We start from the raw sequence: 14,934 nt of genomic DNA, 5'->3' as shown, positions 1-14,934 counted from the left end.
CCGCCTCGGGACCCCTTCCGCACACAGGGCGACGGAGGCTCCCGCCACAGTGGCATATGCCACGGGAATTTTGCCTGCGTTCTGTCCAAATCGCCCGCACGGATGACGACGCTGTGCGACAGTCTTCTCACCACCCCACGGCGCGCACCAGGCGGGCCGCACCCGAGCGATGGACCTGCCATGACCATGCCGTTAGGCTCCCTGGCCGCCTTCCGCCCCCCGGACGCCGCCACGGTGGACGGCGCCCGGCCGGGCGCGACGGACGGCCGGGACGGCAGCCACCCGGAGACGGACGGCGCGGACAGCGGAACGGACGGCAGAGTGGACGGCGCGGCGCAGGGGCCGTCCGGCCCCGGCCTCAACGGGCGGACCGGCGAGCACCACCACGACACCGGCCCCGAGGGCATCGGCGCCGCCGAATGGGACCTCCTCACCGACGACGTCCGCTGGAACGCCGAGACCTACCTGCTGCTCGGCTGCGACCCCGCCGACGCCCCGCTCAGCCTCGACCGGCTGCCCGACCGACTCCCCGAGGCGGATCGGCCGCTACTGCGCCGCATGATGACCGACGCCCTGGTGCACGGCCGCACCACCGCCGGGACGATCCGCGTCCGCCGGGACGGCGGCCACCACGACAGCGTCGACTGCGCGGGCGAACCCGTGCTCGGCGCGGACGGCACCGTCACCGCGCTGCGCCTGCTGCTCCGGTCGGTCCCGACCCTCTGAGCCCGCCGGGGCGCGGCCCGCGTCCGGCCGGGCCGTTCCGCCGCTCCCGCGCGATCCGTCCCTTCCGTGCCTTCCGCGCCTTTCGTGCCTTCCGCGCCTTTCGTGCGATCCGTGCGTTCCGCCTCGTCCACCCCGGCCGGGCCGCCCCTCAGGACGACCTCGGCCGGTTCTTGGCGTCCGCCACCCGCAGCTCCCGCCCGAGCTCCGCCCGCAGCTCCTCCACCGCCGGCACCCCCCGGTAGCGCGCCGTCAGCCGGTACATCTCCCGCAGCCGGTCCCAGGTCCGGTGCGAGGAGTTCTGGCCGATCAGGTTCAGCACCATCTTGGCCTGGAACTCCGCAGCGTCCGGATCGCCCGCGAGCCAGTGCACCGAGGACAGCGTGATCCGGTCGAACAGCGCCGAGCGCAGCTGCCCGGTGCCCTCGCGCAGGGCGATCACCTGCTCCGCGTGCCGGCGGGCCTGCGGCAGCGCCGTGGCGTCGTGCTCGGCCAGCGTGCGCAGCACCAGCGCCTGCATGCCCCGCAGTTCGGCTTCGTCGAACACCTGCATCCAGGACGGCGGCGGCTCCGGGGACCCCTCCGAGAACAGCTCCTCGGCCTCGCCGAGCAGCCGGTAGGTGTCCTGCGAGTGCCCGATCGACGCGTGCGCCCACGCCTCGACGGTGTTGAACATCGCCCGCGTTCTGGGCTGCAGCCGACCGCCGGCGTCCTTCGCGGCCGTCATCAGGTCGATCGCGTCGTCCGCCCGGCCCAGGTGCACCATCTGGCGCGCCGCCCGGGAGATCGCCTCCCCGGCGCGCGGGCGGTCGTCCGCCTCCTTGGCCGCCTCCGCCGCGATCATGAAGTACCGCTGGGCGGTGGGCTCCAGGCCCACGTCGTGCGACATCCAGCCGGCCAGCACCGCCAGGTTGGCGGCGACCAGCCACAGCCGCTGCTCCACCGCCGGATCGTGGCGGTGGGTCAACAGTCCGCCCACCTCGTTGAGTTGGCCGACCACCGCCTTGCGCTGCAACCCGCCTCCGCGGGCCGCGTCCCAGGCGCGGAACACCTGCACCGAGTGCTCCAGCGACTCCACCTCGTCGGGCCCGACCGGGCCCGCGTCGAACACGTCCACCATCGGGCGCGCCCCGCCCCCGGTGACCACCTGTCGCGGCCCGGGGACCGCGGCCGCGTACGCGACGGCGTCCCCGCCCAGCCAGCCCTTCAACGAGTCGGCGATGACCGCCCCGGCCGTGAGCGCGGCACCGGCGCCCACCAATCCACGTCGGTTCAGCATGAGGTCCATTCCCGTGAACTCGGTGAGGACCGCGGCTGTTCGATCCGGCGACCACGGGACTGCTGCGGACGGCGCCGCTCCGGACCTGGTGGGCCGGTGTCGTTCCAGACCGAGGTCCTCAGTGGTGACGACACGGCCGAGCCGCTCCGTGAACACGGCTGCCAGCACCCTCGGCACCGGATCGCGGGGGACCTCCCCCTGCTCGATCCAGCGCCTCACCCTCGACGTGTCGGTGGACAGCTGCTGCTGCCCCATCGCGGCACCCCGGCGGTTGACCAGCCTCGCCAGCTCGCCCTTCGACCATCCGGTCAGGACGAACAGGTCCGCCAGTCGGGTGTTGGGTCCCCTGCTCAAATGAAGCCCCCAGGTTCCTCGGCTGATCCGAGGCTAGAGCGTCCGGCATGTGCCGGGCGAGCATTCGCCACGCTTCGCCAGGGCCCGCCAGACTACTAAGCCAGTGCGTCGCGGGTGTCTTGTAGGAGTGCGCCACCTCGCCCCCGGGTCGGGCGGCGTCCCACCGGCGTCGGGGCAGTCCCCCGACCGTGGCACGGGACGCTCCCGGTCCTCACCCGAGGGGGTGGCGCGGCCGGGTGGCGCGGGGGCGCCGGGCACGGCCACGGCAGTCCGGCCGACCGCATTCCCCAGGGTGCGGACGGCCGGTCGACCGCCGCAGGGGTTCCGACCCCGCGTCCGTGCCCGGCGCCCGCGCACCACCCGCCGACCGAAGCAGAGTCGCCGCCGCGCGCCCCCCAGGAAGCACGCGCGCCGGCCCTCCCCCGCCCAGCGGGGCCGCACCCGCAGACGGACCGGAAGGGACCACCCTCAGCCCATGTACTCCTCAGCGACCACCCCGACGCCCATCGCGACCCGCACCACGCTGCGCCCCCCCACCGCAGCCGTCGGCCGTCCCGGCCCCAAGCAGGTGCCCCCGGGCGTCCGACCGGTCGCGCCGCGCGGTGCCGAGGGCCGGTCCGCGGACGCCCGGGTCCCGGTCGGCCGTACGGCGCTGGGGCTGCGCGCCCCCGAGACCGCACTGCCCGCCGGCCAGCGCGTCCCGCTCGCCCGCCAGGCCGACAGCCAGCTGATCCGCCGTCCGATGCGGCCCGGCGCCCCGGTCGGCGCCGAGCGGATCGACCCGTCCGCGCTGCAGACCCCGGCGGTCCGGGCCGCGCTGGCCGGTGTCGCGCGGATATGTCCCGCGTTCACCCCGCGCCAGGTGCTGCGCGAGGGCAGCCGCCACATCCTGGTGGCGGGCACCATCGGGCGCGCCCCGGTGGTGGCCAAGTGCCTGGCGCCGCAGGCGGTGCGGAGTGAGTACTTCGAGCAGCTGGTGGCCGACTTCCACCACGAGGTCGCCGTGTACCGGGCGTTCGTCCGGCACCGCCCGCCGGTGCGGCTGCCCCGGCTGGTGGCGGCCGACCACGACCGCTGCGTGCTGGTCATGGAGCGGGTGCCCGGCCGGCCGGCCGCGCGCGAGCGCCACCCCGTCAACGCGCCCACCCCGGGCGAGGTGCGGGCGCTGCTCGGCGCCGTCCGGACGCTGAACCTCTGGCGGCCGCCGAGCGACGTCTTCCAGCCGCGCCTGGACTACCAGTTGGAGATCGCCCGCTACCACTCGGTGGGCCAGCTCACCGACCGGGACGCCGGCGACCTGCGCGGCCTGCTGCACGGCCTCGGCCACACCCCGCTGCAGCTGTGCCACGGCGACGCCCTGCTCAGCAACATGCTGCTGGCGCCGTCCGGCCCGGTGCTGGTCGACTGGGAGCAGGCCGGCTGGTACCTGCCGGGCTACGACCTGGCGGTGCTGTGGAGCGTGCTCTCCGGCGACACCGCGGCCCGCCGCCAGATCAGCCAACTCGCCCAGAGCGGCGGCACGATGGCCCGGGACGCGTTCCTGGTGAACCTGGTGCTGGTGCTGATGCGGGAGATCCGGCTGTACGACGTGCCGGGCGCGGGCGAGGAGCAGCGGATCATGATCCGCCGGCTCTACGACGACGCCGCGCTGGCCCGCCGGGCCGTCCGGGCGGCGGTCGGCACGCGCTGACCCGCCGTACCGCGCCGCCCGCGCCTCCGTCCGGACGGCGCGGGCGGGGCCGCCTCGCGGACCGGCGCCGGGGGTCGAGCCCGGACGCCGTCCCGCCGACGGGAGAGCGCGGACGGGCCCTCCGGCGCGCCCGGCGGGGTGCCCCTGACCGGACTGCGGCGTCCGGTCAGGGGCACCCCGGCGCGAAGTCCCGGCGGCGGGAGGCGCGGTGGATCCGCGGGACCGGCCTCAGCGCCTCAGCGCCGCGCGCCGCGCTCCAGGGCGGCCCGGCCGGCGGCCTCCAGCACGGTCTCCTCGGAGGCCAGGTGCACCCGGCTGCTCAGCACGTCCCGCAGGTAGCGCTCCAGCGGGTGACGCCGGCTCAGGCCGGGGTTGCCGGTGAGCGCCACCGCCTGCTGGACGGCCGCGGTGGCGGCCCGGGTGGCCAGCAGGTGCGCCGGGCCGGTCCGGGCCACGGCGTCCGGCTCGCCCCGGTCCACCCGGGGGGCCAGGCCGGCGACCAGTTCCTCGGCGCCGATCAGCTGGGCCTCGATCTCGCCGAGGGCGCAGCGGTAGCGGGGCAGGGTGCCGAGCGGCTCGGTGAGGTTGGCCGGAGTGCGCTGGTTGAGGAAGCGGATCAGCCAGGCCTCGGCGGCGCGGGCGACCCCGAGGGCGACCGCGGCGAGGGCCAGATCGTGCCAGGCGCGGGCGAGTTCGGCTTCCTCCGCCGTCTCCTCGCCATCCCCGGCCACGGCCGTCCCGTCCACCCCCGCGGCCTCCCGGGCCCCGGCCGGCTCGACGGGGCGCAGGCCGAGCGCCAGGTCGGCCGGCACCAGGACGCGGTCGAGCACCACGTCATGGCCGGCGCTGGCGCGCAGGCCGAGCTGGTCCCAGGTCGGGTCGATCTCCAGGCCCTCGCTCTCGCCGCGGACCAGGAACGTCCCGACCCTCGGCTCGGGTTCGTCGGTCCGGGCGGTGACCGCCATCCAGGCCAGCGCCTCGGCGCCGGTGCAGTACGTCTTCCGGCCGGTCAGCAGCCAGCCGTCGCCGTCCCGCCGGGCGAGCGTCCGGGGTGGTTCGCCCGGCCCGCCGCCCGGCTCCGTCCGCAGCGTGTTGACCAGCGCGGGCCCGCGCCGGGACTCGGTGAGCAGCCGCCGGTAGCCGGCCGCCGGCCAGAGCGCGCGGCGGGCCTGCGCGGCGTGCTCAAGCAGGGTGAAGGCGGTGACCACGGCCACCGAGGCGTCCCCGCGGCCGAGTTGGGCGAGCACCCGGACGGTGTCGGCGAGCGTGCCGCCCGGTCCGCCGTACCGGGGGGAGACGGTCAGGGTGAGCAGTCCGGCCTCGTGCACCGCCTCGATGCCCTGGTACGGGAAGGTGGCGTCGCGGTCGTGCTCCTCGGCGCGGGCGGCGAGCAGGTCGACCACCCGGGGCAATCCGGCCACGGCGGCCTCGACGGCCGAGGGGTCGTCCGCCGGCTGCGCGGGCGACGGGGACGCGGGAGCGGCCGGCGCCGGAGTCGATCGCTTCGGGGCCGAACGGCCCGTTCGGGGACGATCGTTCGAGGGACGGTCGGTGGCGGCGGTGGTCGTCATGATGCTGGTGCCTCCGGGTGGCAGCGTGAGCAGCGTGAGTTCGACACGTGCGGGCGGCGCACCCGGCGGCCCCCTGGCCGTCCGGGCGTGCGGTTGCCGGTCGGCGGCCCCGGGGTCAGCGCACGGCCCGCCCCCGGGTTCGGTGCCGACCGCTGTCCGGCCGGCCGCCCGCCGCCACGGGGACTGCTCCCCTCAGCGGCCCGGACACGCCGCGCTGGCGGTGCGTCGCAGGTCGAGGTGCCTGCGACGGGTCAACAGCGGGAGACGGCACGGCATGTCCGCGACTGTACGAACGGTCGATCGATACCGTCAAGCAGCGTCCGGGCCACGGACGCGGACCGGTCACCCCTGCTGGAACATGTCCGCGGGGAGCGGCTTCAACAGCTGATACAGGTCGTCCGAAATCGGTCGGTCCCAGGAGGCGATGGTGACCTGGACGCCGTCGCTGCGGCCGAACTGGGAGCAGAACACCCGCTCCTCGCTGACCTTGACCTTCTTCACGATCAGCAGGTCGTCCCCGAGCATCACCGGGAAGTCCTCGGCCGAGACGAACTCGACCGGCTCGTCGTTCTCCAGCGCCGCGAGCAGCTGCCGCACCTCGAAGGGCACGTTGTCGCCGGTCTCCCGGGCGGGCGAGCCCTCGGGGAGGTTGCCGATGAACATCGCCGGGCCTCTGCCGCCGAACAGGTCGTAGCGCAGGAAAATCCCCTGGCAGGAGCCGTCCGGGCCGGTCATCATGGCCGCACCGAAGTCGCCGGGCCAGTCGCCCGGGTCCATCGCGAGCACGTCGAAGTCCGGGCCGGCGGGCTGTCCGGAGCGACGGCGGAGAAATGACATGGGACCATCGTACGTGCCCGGCACACCAGCCTCGCGAGGTGGGTGGGGCACCGCTGGAGGGCCCCCCGGTGGCCGATGGGAGATCGACGCTCAGAGACCAATGTTGACTCTGAGCAACCGTCCGGGCTACGTTCGGTTCAGCACGACAGCCGTTTCGAGTTTCACCCTCCGGGGGGACGGCATGTCGCAACGCGGCCCTACCCGCGTATCCCTCACTGTGCACCTGTCGTGCCGAACCGCCGAGCACCCAGCTTCGTCGTCGCAGCACACAGCACCACACACAAGCCAACAGTTCCACCATCAGAAGCCAGATCCGCGGGGCCCCGGCCCGTCGCTCCCGTGGATCTTGCTCGGGACGCCGCCGCGTGGGGGCGTGCGGGTCCCGAGCGTAGGTGCCGCACCCGAGTCGCTCTCGGGTGTCGGCGCCAGCCTCCCGGCGACTGCCGGCCCTTCGTGGGCCGGGACCGGCCGACGCACCCCCGGTGCGCAGGGGAAGACTGGGAGGATGGCCTGGCAGCACTGCCGGGCCGCACAGCAGGCGCCGTGTCTGGCCGCGTGGGGGCGGTGGGCACGGCGTCTGCCTGTGCTCATACTCTGAGCTGCGTTTGTCTAACAGTCAACAGAAATTCTGACGGGGCACGCTCAATCGATCATCAGTGGTGATGTTCGCGTCCGGAATCAGCGGCGGAGCGGACCCGTTCTGGACGGGGCCGCTCCGCTTCCTCGGCGTTCCCCGGCTCCCCGGGCCCCGCCCGGGCCGACGAGGGCTCAGACGGGGCCCGGGGCGAGGGCCGGGGAGAATCCTCAGGTCAGGTCGAACTCGCCGTCCCGGGCGCCGAGCACGAAGGCCCGCCACTCGGCCGGCGTGAAGACCAGGACCGGCCCGTCCTCCTGGCGGCCGTCCCGCATCCCGATGTACCCGTCCACGAACGCGATCTGGACGTCCCCGACGCCCTGGCTGCTGCACAGCCACTCCGCGCCGGTGAAGTCCACCTTCGGCTTCCCGCTCGGCGCCAGCTCCGGCTCCGCCCCGCCCGCCTGAACCTCCGTGCCGCTGTTGACTGCCACTGATCGATCTCCTCCCGACGGCATTCCGGGGGCCAGCCTAGCCACAGCCCAGGACCCCGGTCAGCGGCTTCTCCAGGTCTCCCCCGCGCGGGCGGCCGGCGCCCGCCCGGAGCCGCCCAAGGGGGCGGCGGGGCGTGTCCCGACCGGCGCGCGGCCCCCGCAGCTGCCAGAGTGGCGCCAGAGCGCCCGGCAGCGGGCCCGCCGGGCCACCGTGGCACCCGCGTACGGCACCGCGTGGGGAGCGGCCGTGCGGAACACCCGCGAAGGGCCCGCGAAACGCCTGTGATCGCCCGCGATCGCCCGTGATCTCCCGAGGGAGCAGCCGATGAGCCGCCGGGACGGCACCCGCGCCGACGTCATCCCCATCTCCGACGCCCCGTCCGCCCACCCCCCGGCGCCCCGGACGCCACCCGCGCCCACCCCGCTGCCCCGGCCCACCCCGGCCCGGCCGGCCGGGCACGGGCGGGTCGGGGTCGTCCTGGTCTCCCACAGCCGGGAACTGGCCATCGCCGTACGGGCCCTCGCGCTCGCGCTGGCCGGTTCCGACTCCCCCGCCCCGGTCGCGGCGACCGGCGGCGACCCGGCGGACGGACCGGGCATCAGTGCGGTGCTGGTGGCCGCCGCCACCCGGCGGGTCGACCAGGGCCACGGGGTGGTGGTGCTCGCCGACCTCGGCGGCGCGGTCACCACCGTCCGGGCGCTGCTCGCCGACGCCGACGAGCACGGGCTGCCGTTCCCGGTCCGCTTCGCGAACGCGCCCTTCGTCGAGGGCGCAGTGGCCGCCACCGCGACCGCCACGGCGGGCGGCGACCTGACGGCGGTGCTGGACGCGGCCGAGGAGGCCTACCGGCAGCACAAGGACTGAGGGCGGGCCGGACGGGAGGGCCCGCTCAGGGCCGCTCGACGCCCTCCCAGGTGAACACCGCCGGGCCGGTGCACTCCAGCGCGTGGCGCAGCCGCTCGTGCTCGGACTCGATCATCGGCGGCAGCCCGTCCAGCGGGAACCAGCCGACCTCCAGCGACTCGTCGTCGTTCACCCGGGCCTCGCCACCGACCGCGCGGCAGCGGAAGGTCAGCACCAGGTACTGCGTCACATCGCCGTTCGGGTACGTCACCCGCGGCGTGACGGTGGCGGAGGCGAGCAGCTCGGGCACCACCCGCACACCGGTCTCCTCCAGGCACTCGCGCACCACGCCGTCGGCCGGCTGCTCGCCGGGGTCGAGGATCCCGCCGACCGAGGCCCACCGGCCGTCGTCGGCCCGGCGGGCGAGCAGCACCCGGCCGTCGTCGTCCCGGACGACGGCGACGACGGCGCTCAGCCAGAGCGGTCGGGTGCCCACCAGGGCGCGGAGGTCGGCGAGGAACGCGGGAATGGCCATGCGGCGCAGCCTACCGAGGGCGGCCGGCGGCGGGCCGCCGGGAGAACGCATTCACGGGGAAGAAGGGGATGCCCTCGGCGCCCGGAATGGTGAAAGAGAAGCGAAGAAGATTGGCTGACGGTATGAACTCCGGTCGATCTGACCAAATTCGTTCGGTCTTTCGAACCGGACGCCCGGGCGGCGCGTTGTCAGCCACTTGTCAGCCGCTTGTCAGCGGAACGTCAGCGGACGCCGCCAGAACGCCGTCGTCACCCGTCACAGCGCCGCACGGCGCCGGTAGCGCAGCCGTCCGACCGCGATCCGACCGAGCAGCAGGACACCGGCGGCCAGGCAGCCGGCCACCGCCATCGCCCACGCCGGCCCGTCACTGTCCGGAACCACGACCGCCACGACGATGCCCAGCGCCAGACAGGCCACACCCACCACCGCCAGCGGGATCTGGTGCGTCACCAAGGCGCAGCCGCTCCACGCACGGGCCATCCGGGTCGCGCCGTGCAGGTGGAGGGGATCACGGTCCGCATCTGCCATGAGCCCAAGGTACCCCGCCCCGGCCCCGCGGGCAGCACGCGCGGAGTCAGCACCCGGTCACCCCGCGCCACCGGTCGCGCGAAGCCCTCCGGAAGCCGGACGACGGCCCGGAGCGAAAGGTGAAGGAGTGCATTCCAGCTCCACAATCAGTCCACGAAAAATCCTCGTCCCCCCGGTACAACCATCCACCCGGTGCAGCGGTCTCATGGGCATCGAGTGATCCGGGAGCCGTTCGTGGGAAGGGTGTACACCCCCCACCTCGAACCGGAATTCCCAGGGGGCGGAACCGCCGCACCCTGGGGTCGGAGGCCGGGCTCCGCCCTCCGGCGGTACCGCCACGCCGCTCGGCGACCGAGGGGGAACCGTGCCGCAGTCCCAGTCCACCACGTCGATCTCCCGGGCCCCCACCGGGCCCGCACCGAACCTGCGCGCGCTGCCGCCACCGGGGGCGGGCAACTGCGCGGCCGACCGCCACGGGGGCGCCGGCCGCGCACGCACCGGACCGCGCCGGGCGGCCCTGCCGCACCGGCCGTCCACCGTCGAGGACCAGCAGGACGCACGGGGCGAATGGCTGCGGTTCGCCCCCGTCCAGCCGCTGTTCCGCGCCCGCGCCGCCCAGCGGCTCGCCGTGCTCGCCTACCACGGGGTGACCGACCACCGGACCTTCGGAGCCCAGCTCGACCGGCTCCGAAGACTCGCCACCCCGGTCTCGCTCGCCTCCGTCCTCCAGGCCGTCACCGAACGACGGCCGCTGCCGCCCCGCAGCGTCCTCGTCACCTTCGACGACGCCGACCGGAGCGTCCTCACCCACGCCCTGCCCGCCCTCGACGCCCGGGGAATCCCGGCCACCGCCTTCGTCATCTCCGAACTCATCGGCACCGAGCGCCCCTTCTGGTGGCACGAGGCCGACTTCCTCGCCCGCCACGGCGGCCGCGCCCGCTCCCTCGACTGCGGCCACCCCTCCCAGCTGCTCCGCCGGCTCAAGGCCATGCCCGACCCGGACCGCCGCCGCAGCCTCCACGAGCTGCGCGCCAGCGCCGACCGGCGCCCGCCCGGCCAGGACCAGCTCACCCCGGAGGACCTGCTCGCACTCCGGGACGGCGGCGTCGCCATCGGCAACCACACCCAGGGGCACCCGTGCCTCGGCCGCTGCGACGACGCGACCGTCCGGGCGGAGATCACCGGCGCCCACGAGGCCCTGACCCGGTGGCTCGGCGAACCGCCGACCGCCTTCGCCTACCCGGACGGGGGCCACGACCCGCGCGCCGAGACCGTCCTGCAGGAGCTCGGCTACCAGCTCGGCTTCCTCTCCGACCACCGCCTGGGCCCCCGGCTCCCCACCAGCCCCCTGCAGATCAGCCGCCTCCAGGTCGACTCCACCACCAGCACCCGCCGCTTCGACACCATCCTCTCCGGCCTCGAACCGGCCTACCGCCGCTGGCGCCGCCAGGCCGTCGCCTAGCCGGCGGGCCGGACGGCGGGCTGGACGGCAGCGCGCGCAGGAAGTCGGGCCGACCGACTTCCTGCGCGCGCTTCAGCGGTGATGTACGGACGAACGTCCGTACAGACCATGCGCCGCAGCACGGTGCCGCGCGGAAAGTCGGGCCCGCCGACTTCTCGTGCAAAGCTGCGGCCTCGCCATTCGAGCCAAAACAGCGCGGGAGGTCGGATTCCTCGACTTTCCGTGCGGGAGCCTTGGGCAGGCAACCCGAGCGAACGAACAGAGCCGTCGCCGACCTCTCGTGCGAGCCCGCGCGTCGCCGCGAAGCTGCCGAGCGGGCGGCCGCTCGGGAACTGCGCTCGCGAGGCGTCAGGCCGGCAGGGCGGTGAGGGTGAGGCCCTGGGGGTAGCGGGTGGCGACGGCCGGGAGGGTGGCCGGAGTGCCGGCGTGGAGGACGGTGAGGGTGCCGGTGCCGGTGCGGGTGGGGTCGGCGACGCGGCGCAGCGCCTGGGCGGCGACGGCCTCGGCGGAGCCGAGCAGGGTGAGCGCCGGGGAGGCGGTCGGGGCGACGGCGGCCCGGATGAGGTCGGCGACCAGCTCGTAGTGGGTGCAGCCGAGCACGAGGGCGTCGGTGCCGCCCGGCGTGCGGGCGGCCGCGTCGGCGACGGCGGCGGCGATCGCGTCCTCGGCGCCGTACTCGATCGCGTCGGCGAGGCCCGGGCAGGCGACCTCGGTGACCTCGGCGGTGCCGCCGAAGTCGCGGATCAGCCCGCGCTGGTAGGCGCTGCCGGTGGTGGCCGGGGTGGCCCAGATGGCGACCCGGCCGCCGAGCGCGGCGGCGGGCTTGATCGCCGGGACGGTGCCGATGACCGGGATCCCGGGCTCCAGTTCGGCCCGCACGGTGGCGAGCGCGTGCACCGAGGCGGTGTTGCAGGCGATCACCAGGGCGTCCGGTGCCAGCTCCGCGGCGGCGCGGCAGCAGCCGAGGGCCAGCTCGGTGACCTCTTCGGGCGTGCGGGGCCCCCAGGGCATGGAGGCGGGGTTGGAGGAGAGCACCAGGTCGGCGTCCGGGCGCAGCTCCCGGATCGCGGCGGCGGCGGCCAGCAGGCCGATTCCGGAGTCCATCAGTGCGATCTTCACGGGGCAAGACTTTAGTCGATCCGCCCGACGCGCCCCGTTCTGCGGCAGACTGCCGGAGTGACCGTCCTGCTGTGGATCGCCGCGTTGTCCCTGCTGGTCTGGCTCTGGCTGGCGTGCTGCCACGGCCTGTTCTGGCGCACCGACGTCCGGCTGCCGCCGCGCCGACCCCCCGTCCGCTGGCCGCAGGCGGTGGTCGTGGTGCCGGCCCGGGACGAGGCGGCGGTGCTGCCGCTGAGCCTGCCGACGCTGCTGGCGCAGAAGTACCCGGGGCGGGCGCGGGTGGTCCTGGTGGACGACCACAGTTCGGACGGCACCGGCGCGCTGGCGGCCGAGCTGCGGTCGATGGACGGGCTGGAGCTGACCGTCACCACGCCTCCCCCGCTGCCGCCGGGCTGGACGGGCAAGTTGTGGGCGCTGCGGCACGGCGTGGAGCTGGCCGGCCCGGACGCCGAGTACCTGCTGCTGACGGACGCGGACATCGCGCACGGCCCGGACTCGCTGGCCGAGCTGGTGGCGGCGGCCGAGAGCAACGGGCTCGACCTGGTGTCGCAGATGGCCCGGCTGCGGGTGGAGACCGGCTGGGAGCGGCTGATCGTGCCCGCGTTCGTGTACTTCTTCGCCCAGCTGTACCCGTTCCGCCGCAGCAACCGGCCGGGTGCCCGGACGGCGGCCGCGGCGGGCGGCTGCTCGCTGGTGCGGCGGGAGGCGCTGGAGCGGGCGGGCGGGGTGGCGGCGATCCGGGGCGCGGTGATCGACGACGTGTCGCTGGCGCGGGCGGTGAAGTCCTCGGGCGGGCGGACCTGGCTGGGGCTGGCCGACGCGGTCGACAGCGTCCGCCCGTACCCGGGGCTGGAGCCGCTGTGGCGGATGGTGTCTCGCAGCGCCTACGCGCAGCTGCGGCACTCGCCGCCGCTGCTGCTCGGCACGGTGCTGGGACTGACGCTGATCTACCTGGTGCCGCCGGTGGCGGCGGTGGCCGGGGTGGTGGCGGGGTGGGCGCCGCTCGCGGCGGCGGGCGCGGCGGCGTGGGTGCTGATGACCGGCACGTACCGGCCGATGGTGCGCTACTACGGGCAGCCGGGCTGGGCCGCGCTGCTGCTGCCGTTCACGGCCGGTCTGTACCTGCTGATGACGGTCGACTCGGCGGTGCAGCACTGGCGGGGGCGGGGAGCGGCGTGGAAGGGCCGGACGTACTCCCACCGGTAGACAATTCCCTGGCGGACCCTGCCGATCGGATCCATACTGCGCGGATGGACCGCCAACGGATCTCCCGCCTCGCCCACACCCGCCACCCGATCGCCGCGCCGCTGTCGGACGACTCGGTGGCCCGTCTGCTGGACCGGGCGGCGGCGGGCGCCGGGAGCGGCCGCGCGCTGGACCTCGGCTGCGGCGAAGGTGCTTGGCTGGTACGGCTGTTGGCCGCGCGCCCGGACTGGCGGGCGGTCGGAGTGGACCTGGACGCGGCCGGCCTGACCCGGGCCCGGGAGAGCGCGACGGCGCTCGGCGTCGAGCGCCGGCTGAGCCTGCACCACACGGACGCACGGGAGTTCCGCAGCCGCGAGCCGTTCGACCTGGCGCTGTGCGTCGGCGCCACGCACGCCTTCGGCGGACTGCTGCCGACCCTGGCGGCGGCCCGCGAACTCCTCGCCCCCGGCGGCCGGCTGCTGGTCGGCGAGGGCTTCTGGGAGCGCGAGCCGTCCGAGGCGGCGGTGGCCGGCCTGGAAGCGGCCCGGGAGGACTACGCGGACCTCGCGACCACCACCGACCGGGTGATCACGGCCGGCTGGACCCCGGTCGACGGCTACGTGAGCTCCCGACCGGAGTGGGACGCCTACGAGTTCAGCTGGACGGGCACACTGGCCGAGTGGGCGCTGGAGCACCCGGAGGACCCCGACGCCGGAGCCGCCCGGGAGGCCGCGGACCGGCACCGGACGGAGTGGCTGCACGGCTACCGGGGCACCTTCGGCTTCGTCACCTACCTGCTGCGCCGCGACTGAACAGCTCTTCCCCTGAACGGTGCTGCGGCGCCCGCTACTTCTGCGTCCGGGCGAGGAAGTCGTCGATCAGCGGGGCGATTTCGGGCAGCTTCTCCTCCAGCGCGAAGTGCCCGGTGTCGAAGAGGTGCAGCTGGGCCCCGGGCAGGTCGCGCAGGTAGGCGCGGGCACCCGCCTCGGTGAAGAACGGGTCGTTGCGCCCCCAGACCACCAGCGCGGGCGGCTGGTTGGCGCGCAGCCACTCCTGCCAGACGGGGTAGAGCTCGACGTTGGAGAAGTAGTCGAGGGCCAGTTCGACCTGGATGTCCTTGCGTCCGGGCAGGTCGAGGAAGTGCTGGTCGAGCGTCCAGCCGTCCGGGGCGACCAGGCTCGGGTCACCGGCGCCGCCCTCGTACTGGCTGCGGGTGACGTCCAGGGTGAGGATCGACCGGGCGACCTCCTCGGCGCCCGGGGCACCGCGCCGGTGGGCGATGAAATCCCGTGCCTGGTCGGACAGTCCCTCTTCGTAGGCGTTGCCGTTCTGGACCACCAGGCCGGTGATCCAGTCCGGCCGGCGGGTGGCCAGGCGCAGGCCCACGGGCGCGCCGAAGTCGAAGACGTACAGCGCGAAGCGGTCCAGGCCGAGGGCGAGGCAGAAGCGCTCGACCACGTCGGTGAGGGTCTCGAAGCGGTACGGGAAGGCGTCGGGCGCCGGGCTGTCGCTGTGGCCGAAGCCGGGGTAGTCGGGGGCTATCAGGCGGTAGCGGGTGCCGAGCGCGTCGAGCAGGCGGGCGTACTGGTGCGAGGCGGAGGGGAAGCCGTGCAGCAGCAGGAGGACGGGGGCGTCGGCCGGGCCGGTTTCGCGGTAGAAGACGCGCAGGCCGTCGAGGTCGACGTGGCGGTGGTGGACGTGCGGGATCGTCAGCTCGCTCATGCTAACCATTAAACATC

At 75.0% G+C, this 14,934-nt stretch carries 15 protein-coding genes; 6 read left to right on the top strand and 9 right to left on the bottom strand.

Annotation, left to right across the window (positions count from 1 at the left end):
* Positions 1-180: 180 nt before the first annotated feature.
* On the top strand, positions 181-726 hold the full coding sequence (locus tag ACPC54_RS34945) for a PAS domain-containing protein (RefSeq protein ID WP_498970490.1): 546 nt from the start codon (positions 181-183) through the stop codon (positions 724-726).
* A 148-nt stretch (positions 727-874) separates the two neighbouring features.
* On the opposite strand, the gene ACPC54_RS34940 is transcribed toward ACPC54_RS34945, so the two are convergent.
* On the bottom strand, positions 875-2,356 hold the full coding sequence (locus ACPC54_RS34940; RefSeq protein ID WP_498970489.1) for a DNA-binding protein NsdB: 1,482 nt from the start codon (positions 2,354-2,356) through the stop codon (positions 875-877).
* 475 nt (positions 2,357-2,831) lie between these two features.
* Between ACPC54_RS34940 and ACPC54_RS34935 the strand changes: the two genes are divergently transcribed.
* A complete protein-coding gene (locus ACPC54_RS34935) occupies positions 2,832-4,046 on the top strand; it encodes an aminoglycoside phosphotransferase family protein (RefSeq protein WP_498970488.1) in 1,215 nt (404 codons plus the stop codon).
* A 236-nt stretch (positions 4,047-4,282) separates the two neighbouring features.
* Here ACPC54_RS34935 and ACPC54_RS34930 read toward each other — a convergent pair whose 3' ends face one another.
* From ACPC54_RS34930 to ACPC54_RS34915, 4 genes are all read right to left on the bottom strand, one after another.
* Positions 4,283-5,467: an acyl-CoA dehydrogenase family protein gene (locus ACPC54_RS34930; RefSeq protein WP_498970487.1), complete on the bottom strand. Its 1,185-nt coding sequence runs from the start codon at positions 5,465-5,467 to the stop codon at positions 4,283-4,285.
* A gap of 342 nt (positions 5,468-5,809) precedes the next feature.
* Positions 5,810-5,893: a putative leader peptide gene (locus ACPC54_RS34925; RefSeq protein ID WP_350526312.1), complete on the bottom strand. Its 84-nt coding sequence runs from the start codon at positions 5,891-5,893 to the stop codon at positions 5,810-5,812.
* A gap of 66 nt (positions 5,894-5,959) precedes the next feature.
* On the bottom strand, positions 5,960-6,454 hold the full coding sequence (locus ACPC54_RS34920) for a hypothetical protein (RefSeq protein WP_045701883.1): 495 nt from the start codon (positions 6,452-6,454) through the stop codon (positions 5,960-5,962).
* 804 nt (positions 6,455-7,258) lie between these two features.
* Positions 7,259-7,471, bottom strand: a complete 213-nt coding sequence (locus ACPC54_RS34915; RefSeq protein ID WP_031071451.1) for a DUF397 domain-containing protein — start codon at positions 7,469-7,471, stop codon at positions 7,259-7,261.
* A 376-nt stretch (positions 7,472-7,847) separates the two neighbouring features.
* On the opposite strand from ACPC54_RS34915, the gene ACPC54_RS34910 reads away from it, so the two are divergent.
* Positions 7,848-8,387 (top strand): PTS-dependent dihydroxyacetone kinase phosphotransferase subunit DhaM, encoded by a 540-nt coding sequence (locus ACPC54_RS34910; RefSeq protein ID WP_498970486.1) that lies wholly within the window; start codon positions 7,848-7,850, stop codon positions 8,385-8,387.
* A 25-nt stretch (positions 8,388-8,412) separates the two neighbouring features.
* Here the strand turns inward: ACPC54_RS34910 and ACPC54_RS34905 are convergent, their stop codons facing one another.
* The gene (locus tag ACPC54_RS34905; protein ID WP_498970485.1) at positions 8,413-8,901 is read right to left on the bottom strand and encodes an NUDIX hydrolase; all 489 of its coding nucleotides are present in this window, start codon (positions 8,899-8,901) and stop codon (positions 8,413-8,415) included.
* 255 nt (positions 8,902-9,156) lie between these two features.
* Complete coding sequence (locus ACPC54_RS34900) at positions 9,157-9,429, bottom strand: hypothetical protein (protein WP_498970484.1); 273 nt, start codon at positions 9,427-9,429, stop codon at positions 9,157-9,159.
* Between the two features lie 364 nt (positions 9,430-9,793).
* On the opposite strand from ACPC54_RS34900, the gene ACPC54_RS34895 reads away from it, so the two are divergent.
* On the top strand, positions 9,794-10,891 hold the full coding sequence (locus ACPC54_RS34895; protein WP_498970483.1) for a polysaccharide deacetylase family protein: 1,098 nt from the start codon (positions 9,794-9,796) through the stop codon (positions 10,889-10,891).
* A gap of 348 nt (positions 10,892-11,239) precedes the next feature.
* Here the strand turns inward: ACPC54_RS34895 and ACPC54_RS34890 are convergent, their stop codons facing one another.
* Positions 11,240-12,010, bottom strand: coding sequence for a glutamate racemase (locus tag ACPC54_RS34890; RefSeq protein WP_498970482.1), 771 nt, complete (start codon positions 12,008-12,010; stop codon positions 11,240-11,242).
* Between the two features lie 57 nt (positions 12,011-12,067).
* Here ACPC54_RS34890 and ACPC54_RS34885 point away from each other — a divergent pair, with 57 nt between their 5' ends.
* A complete protein-coding gene (locus tag ACPC54_RS34885) occupies positions 12,068-13,216 on the top strand; it encodes a glycosyltransferase (protein ID WP_498970481.1) in 1,149 nt (382 codons plus the stop codon).
* A gap of 44 nt (positions 13,217-13,260) precedes the next feature.
* Positions 13,261-14,007, top strand: coding sequence for an SAM-dependent methyltransferase (locus tag ACPC54_RS34880; RefSeq protein ID WP_498970480.1), 747 nt, complete (start codon positions 13,261-13,263; stop codon positions 14,005-14,007).
* 34 nt (positions 14,008-14,041) lie between these two features.
* On the opposite strand, the gene ACPC54_RS34875 is transcribed toward ACPC54_RS34880, so the two are convergent.
* Positions 14,042-14,917 carry an alpha/beta fold hydrolase gene (locus ACPC54_RS34875; protein WP_498970479.1) on the bottom strand — a complete coding sequence of 292 codons (876 nt, stop codon included), beginning with the start codon at positions 14,915-14,917 and terminating at the stop codon, positions 14,042-14,044.
* Positions 14,918-14,934: the final 17 nt, after the last annotated feature.

It is taken from the genome of Kitasatospora sp. NPDC094028, from assembly GCF_049543595.1.
GTDB lineage: Bacteria > Actinomycetota > Actinomycetes > Streptomycetales > Streptomycetaceae > Kitasatospora.
Note: the sequence above shows the minus strand (reverse complement) of the source record. Positions and strands in the feature narration are given on the sequence as shown.

Excerpts from the sequence above, each read along its gene's own strand:
- ACPC54_RS34880 (WP_498970480.1), top strand. The coding sequence starts at position 13,261 with ATGGACCGCCAACGGATCTCCCGCCTCGCCCACACCCGCCACCCGATC.
- ACPC54_RS34875 (WP_498970479.1), bottom strand. The coding sequence starts at position 14,917 with ATGAGCGAGCTGACGATCCCGCACGTCCACCACCGCCACGTCGACCTC.
- ACPC54_RS34935 (WP_498970488.1), top strand. The coding sequence starts at position 2,832 with ATGTACTCCTCAGCGACCACCCCGACGCCCATCGCGACCCGCACCACG.
- ACPC54_RS34920 (WP_045701883.1), bottom strand. The coding sequence starts at position 6,454 with ATGTCATTTCTCCGCCGTCGCTCCGGACAGCCCGCCGGCCCGGACTTC.
- ACPC54_RS34905 (WP_498970485.1), bottom strand. The coding sequence starts at position 8,901 with ATGGCCATTCCCGCGTTCCTCGCCGACCTCCGCGCCCTGGTGGGCACC.
- ACPC54_RS34910 (WP_498970486.1), top strand. The coding sequence starts at position 7,848 with ATGAGCCGCCGGGACGGCACCCGCGCCGACGTCATCCCCATCTCCGAC.
- ACPC54_RS34945 (WP_498970490.1), top strand. The coding sequence starts at position 181 with ATGACCATGCCGTTAGGCTCCCTGGCCGCCTTCCGCCCCCCGGACGCC.
- ACPC54_RS34900 (WP_498970484.1), bottom strand. The coding sequence starts at position 9,429 with ATGGCAGATGCGGACCGTGATCCCCTCCACCTGCACGGCGCGACCCGG.
- ACPC54_RS34925 (WP_350526312.1), bottom strand. The coding sequence starts at position 5,893 with ATGCCGTGCCGTCTCCCGCTGTTGACCCGTCGCAGGCACCTCGACCTG.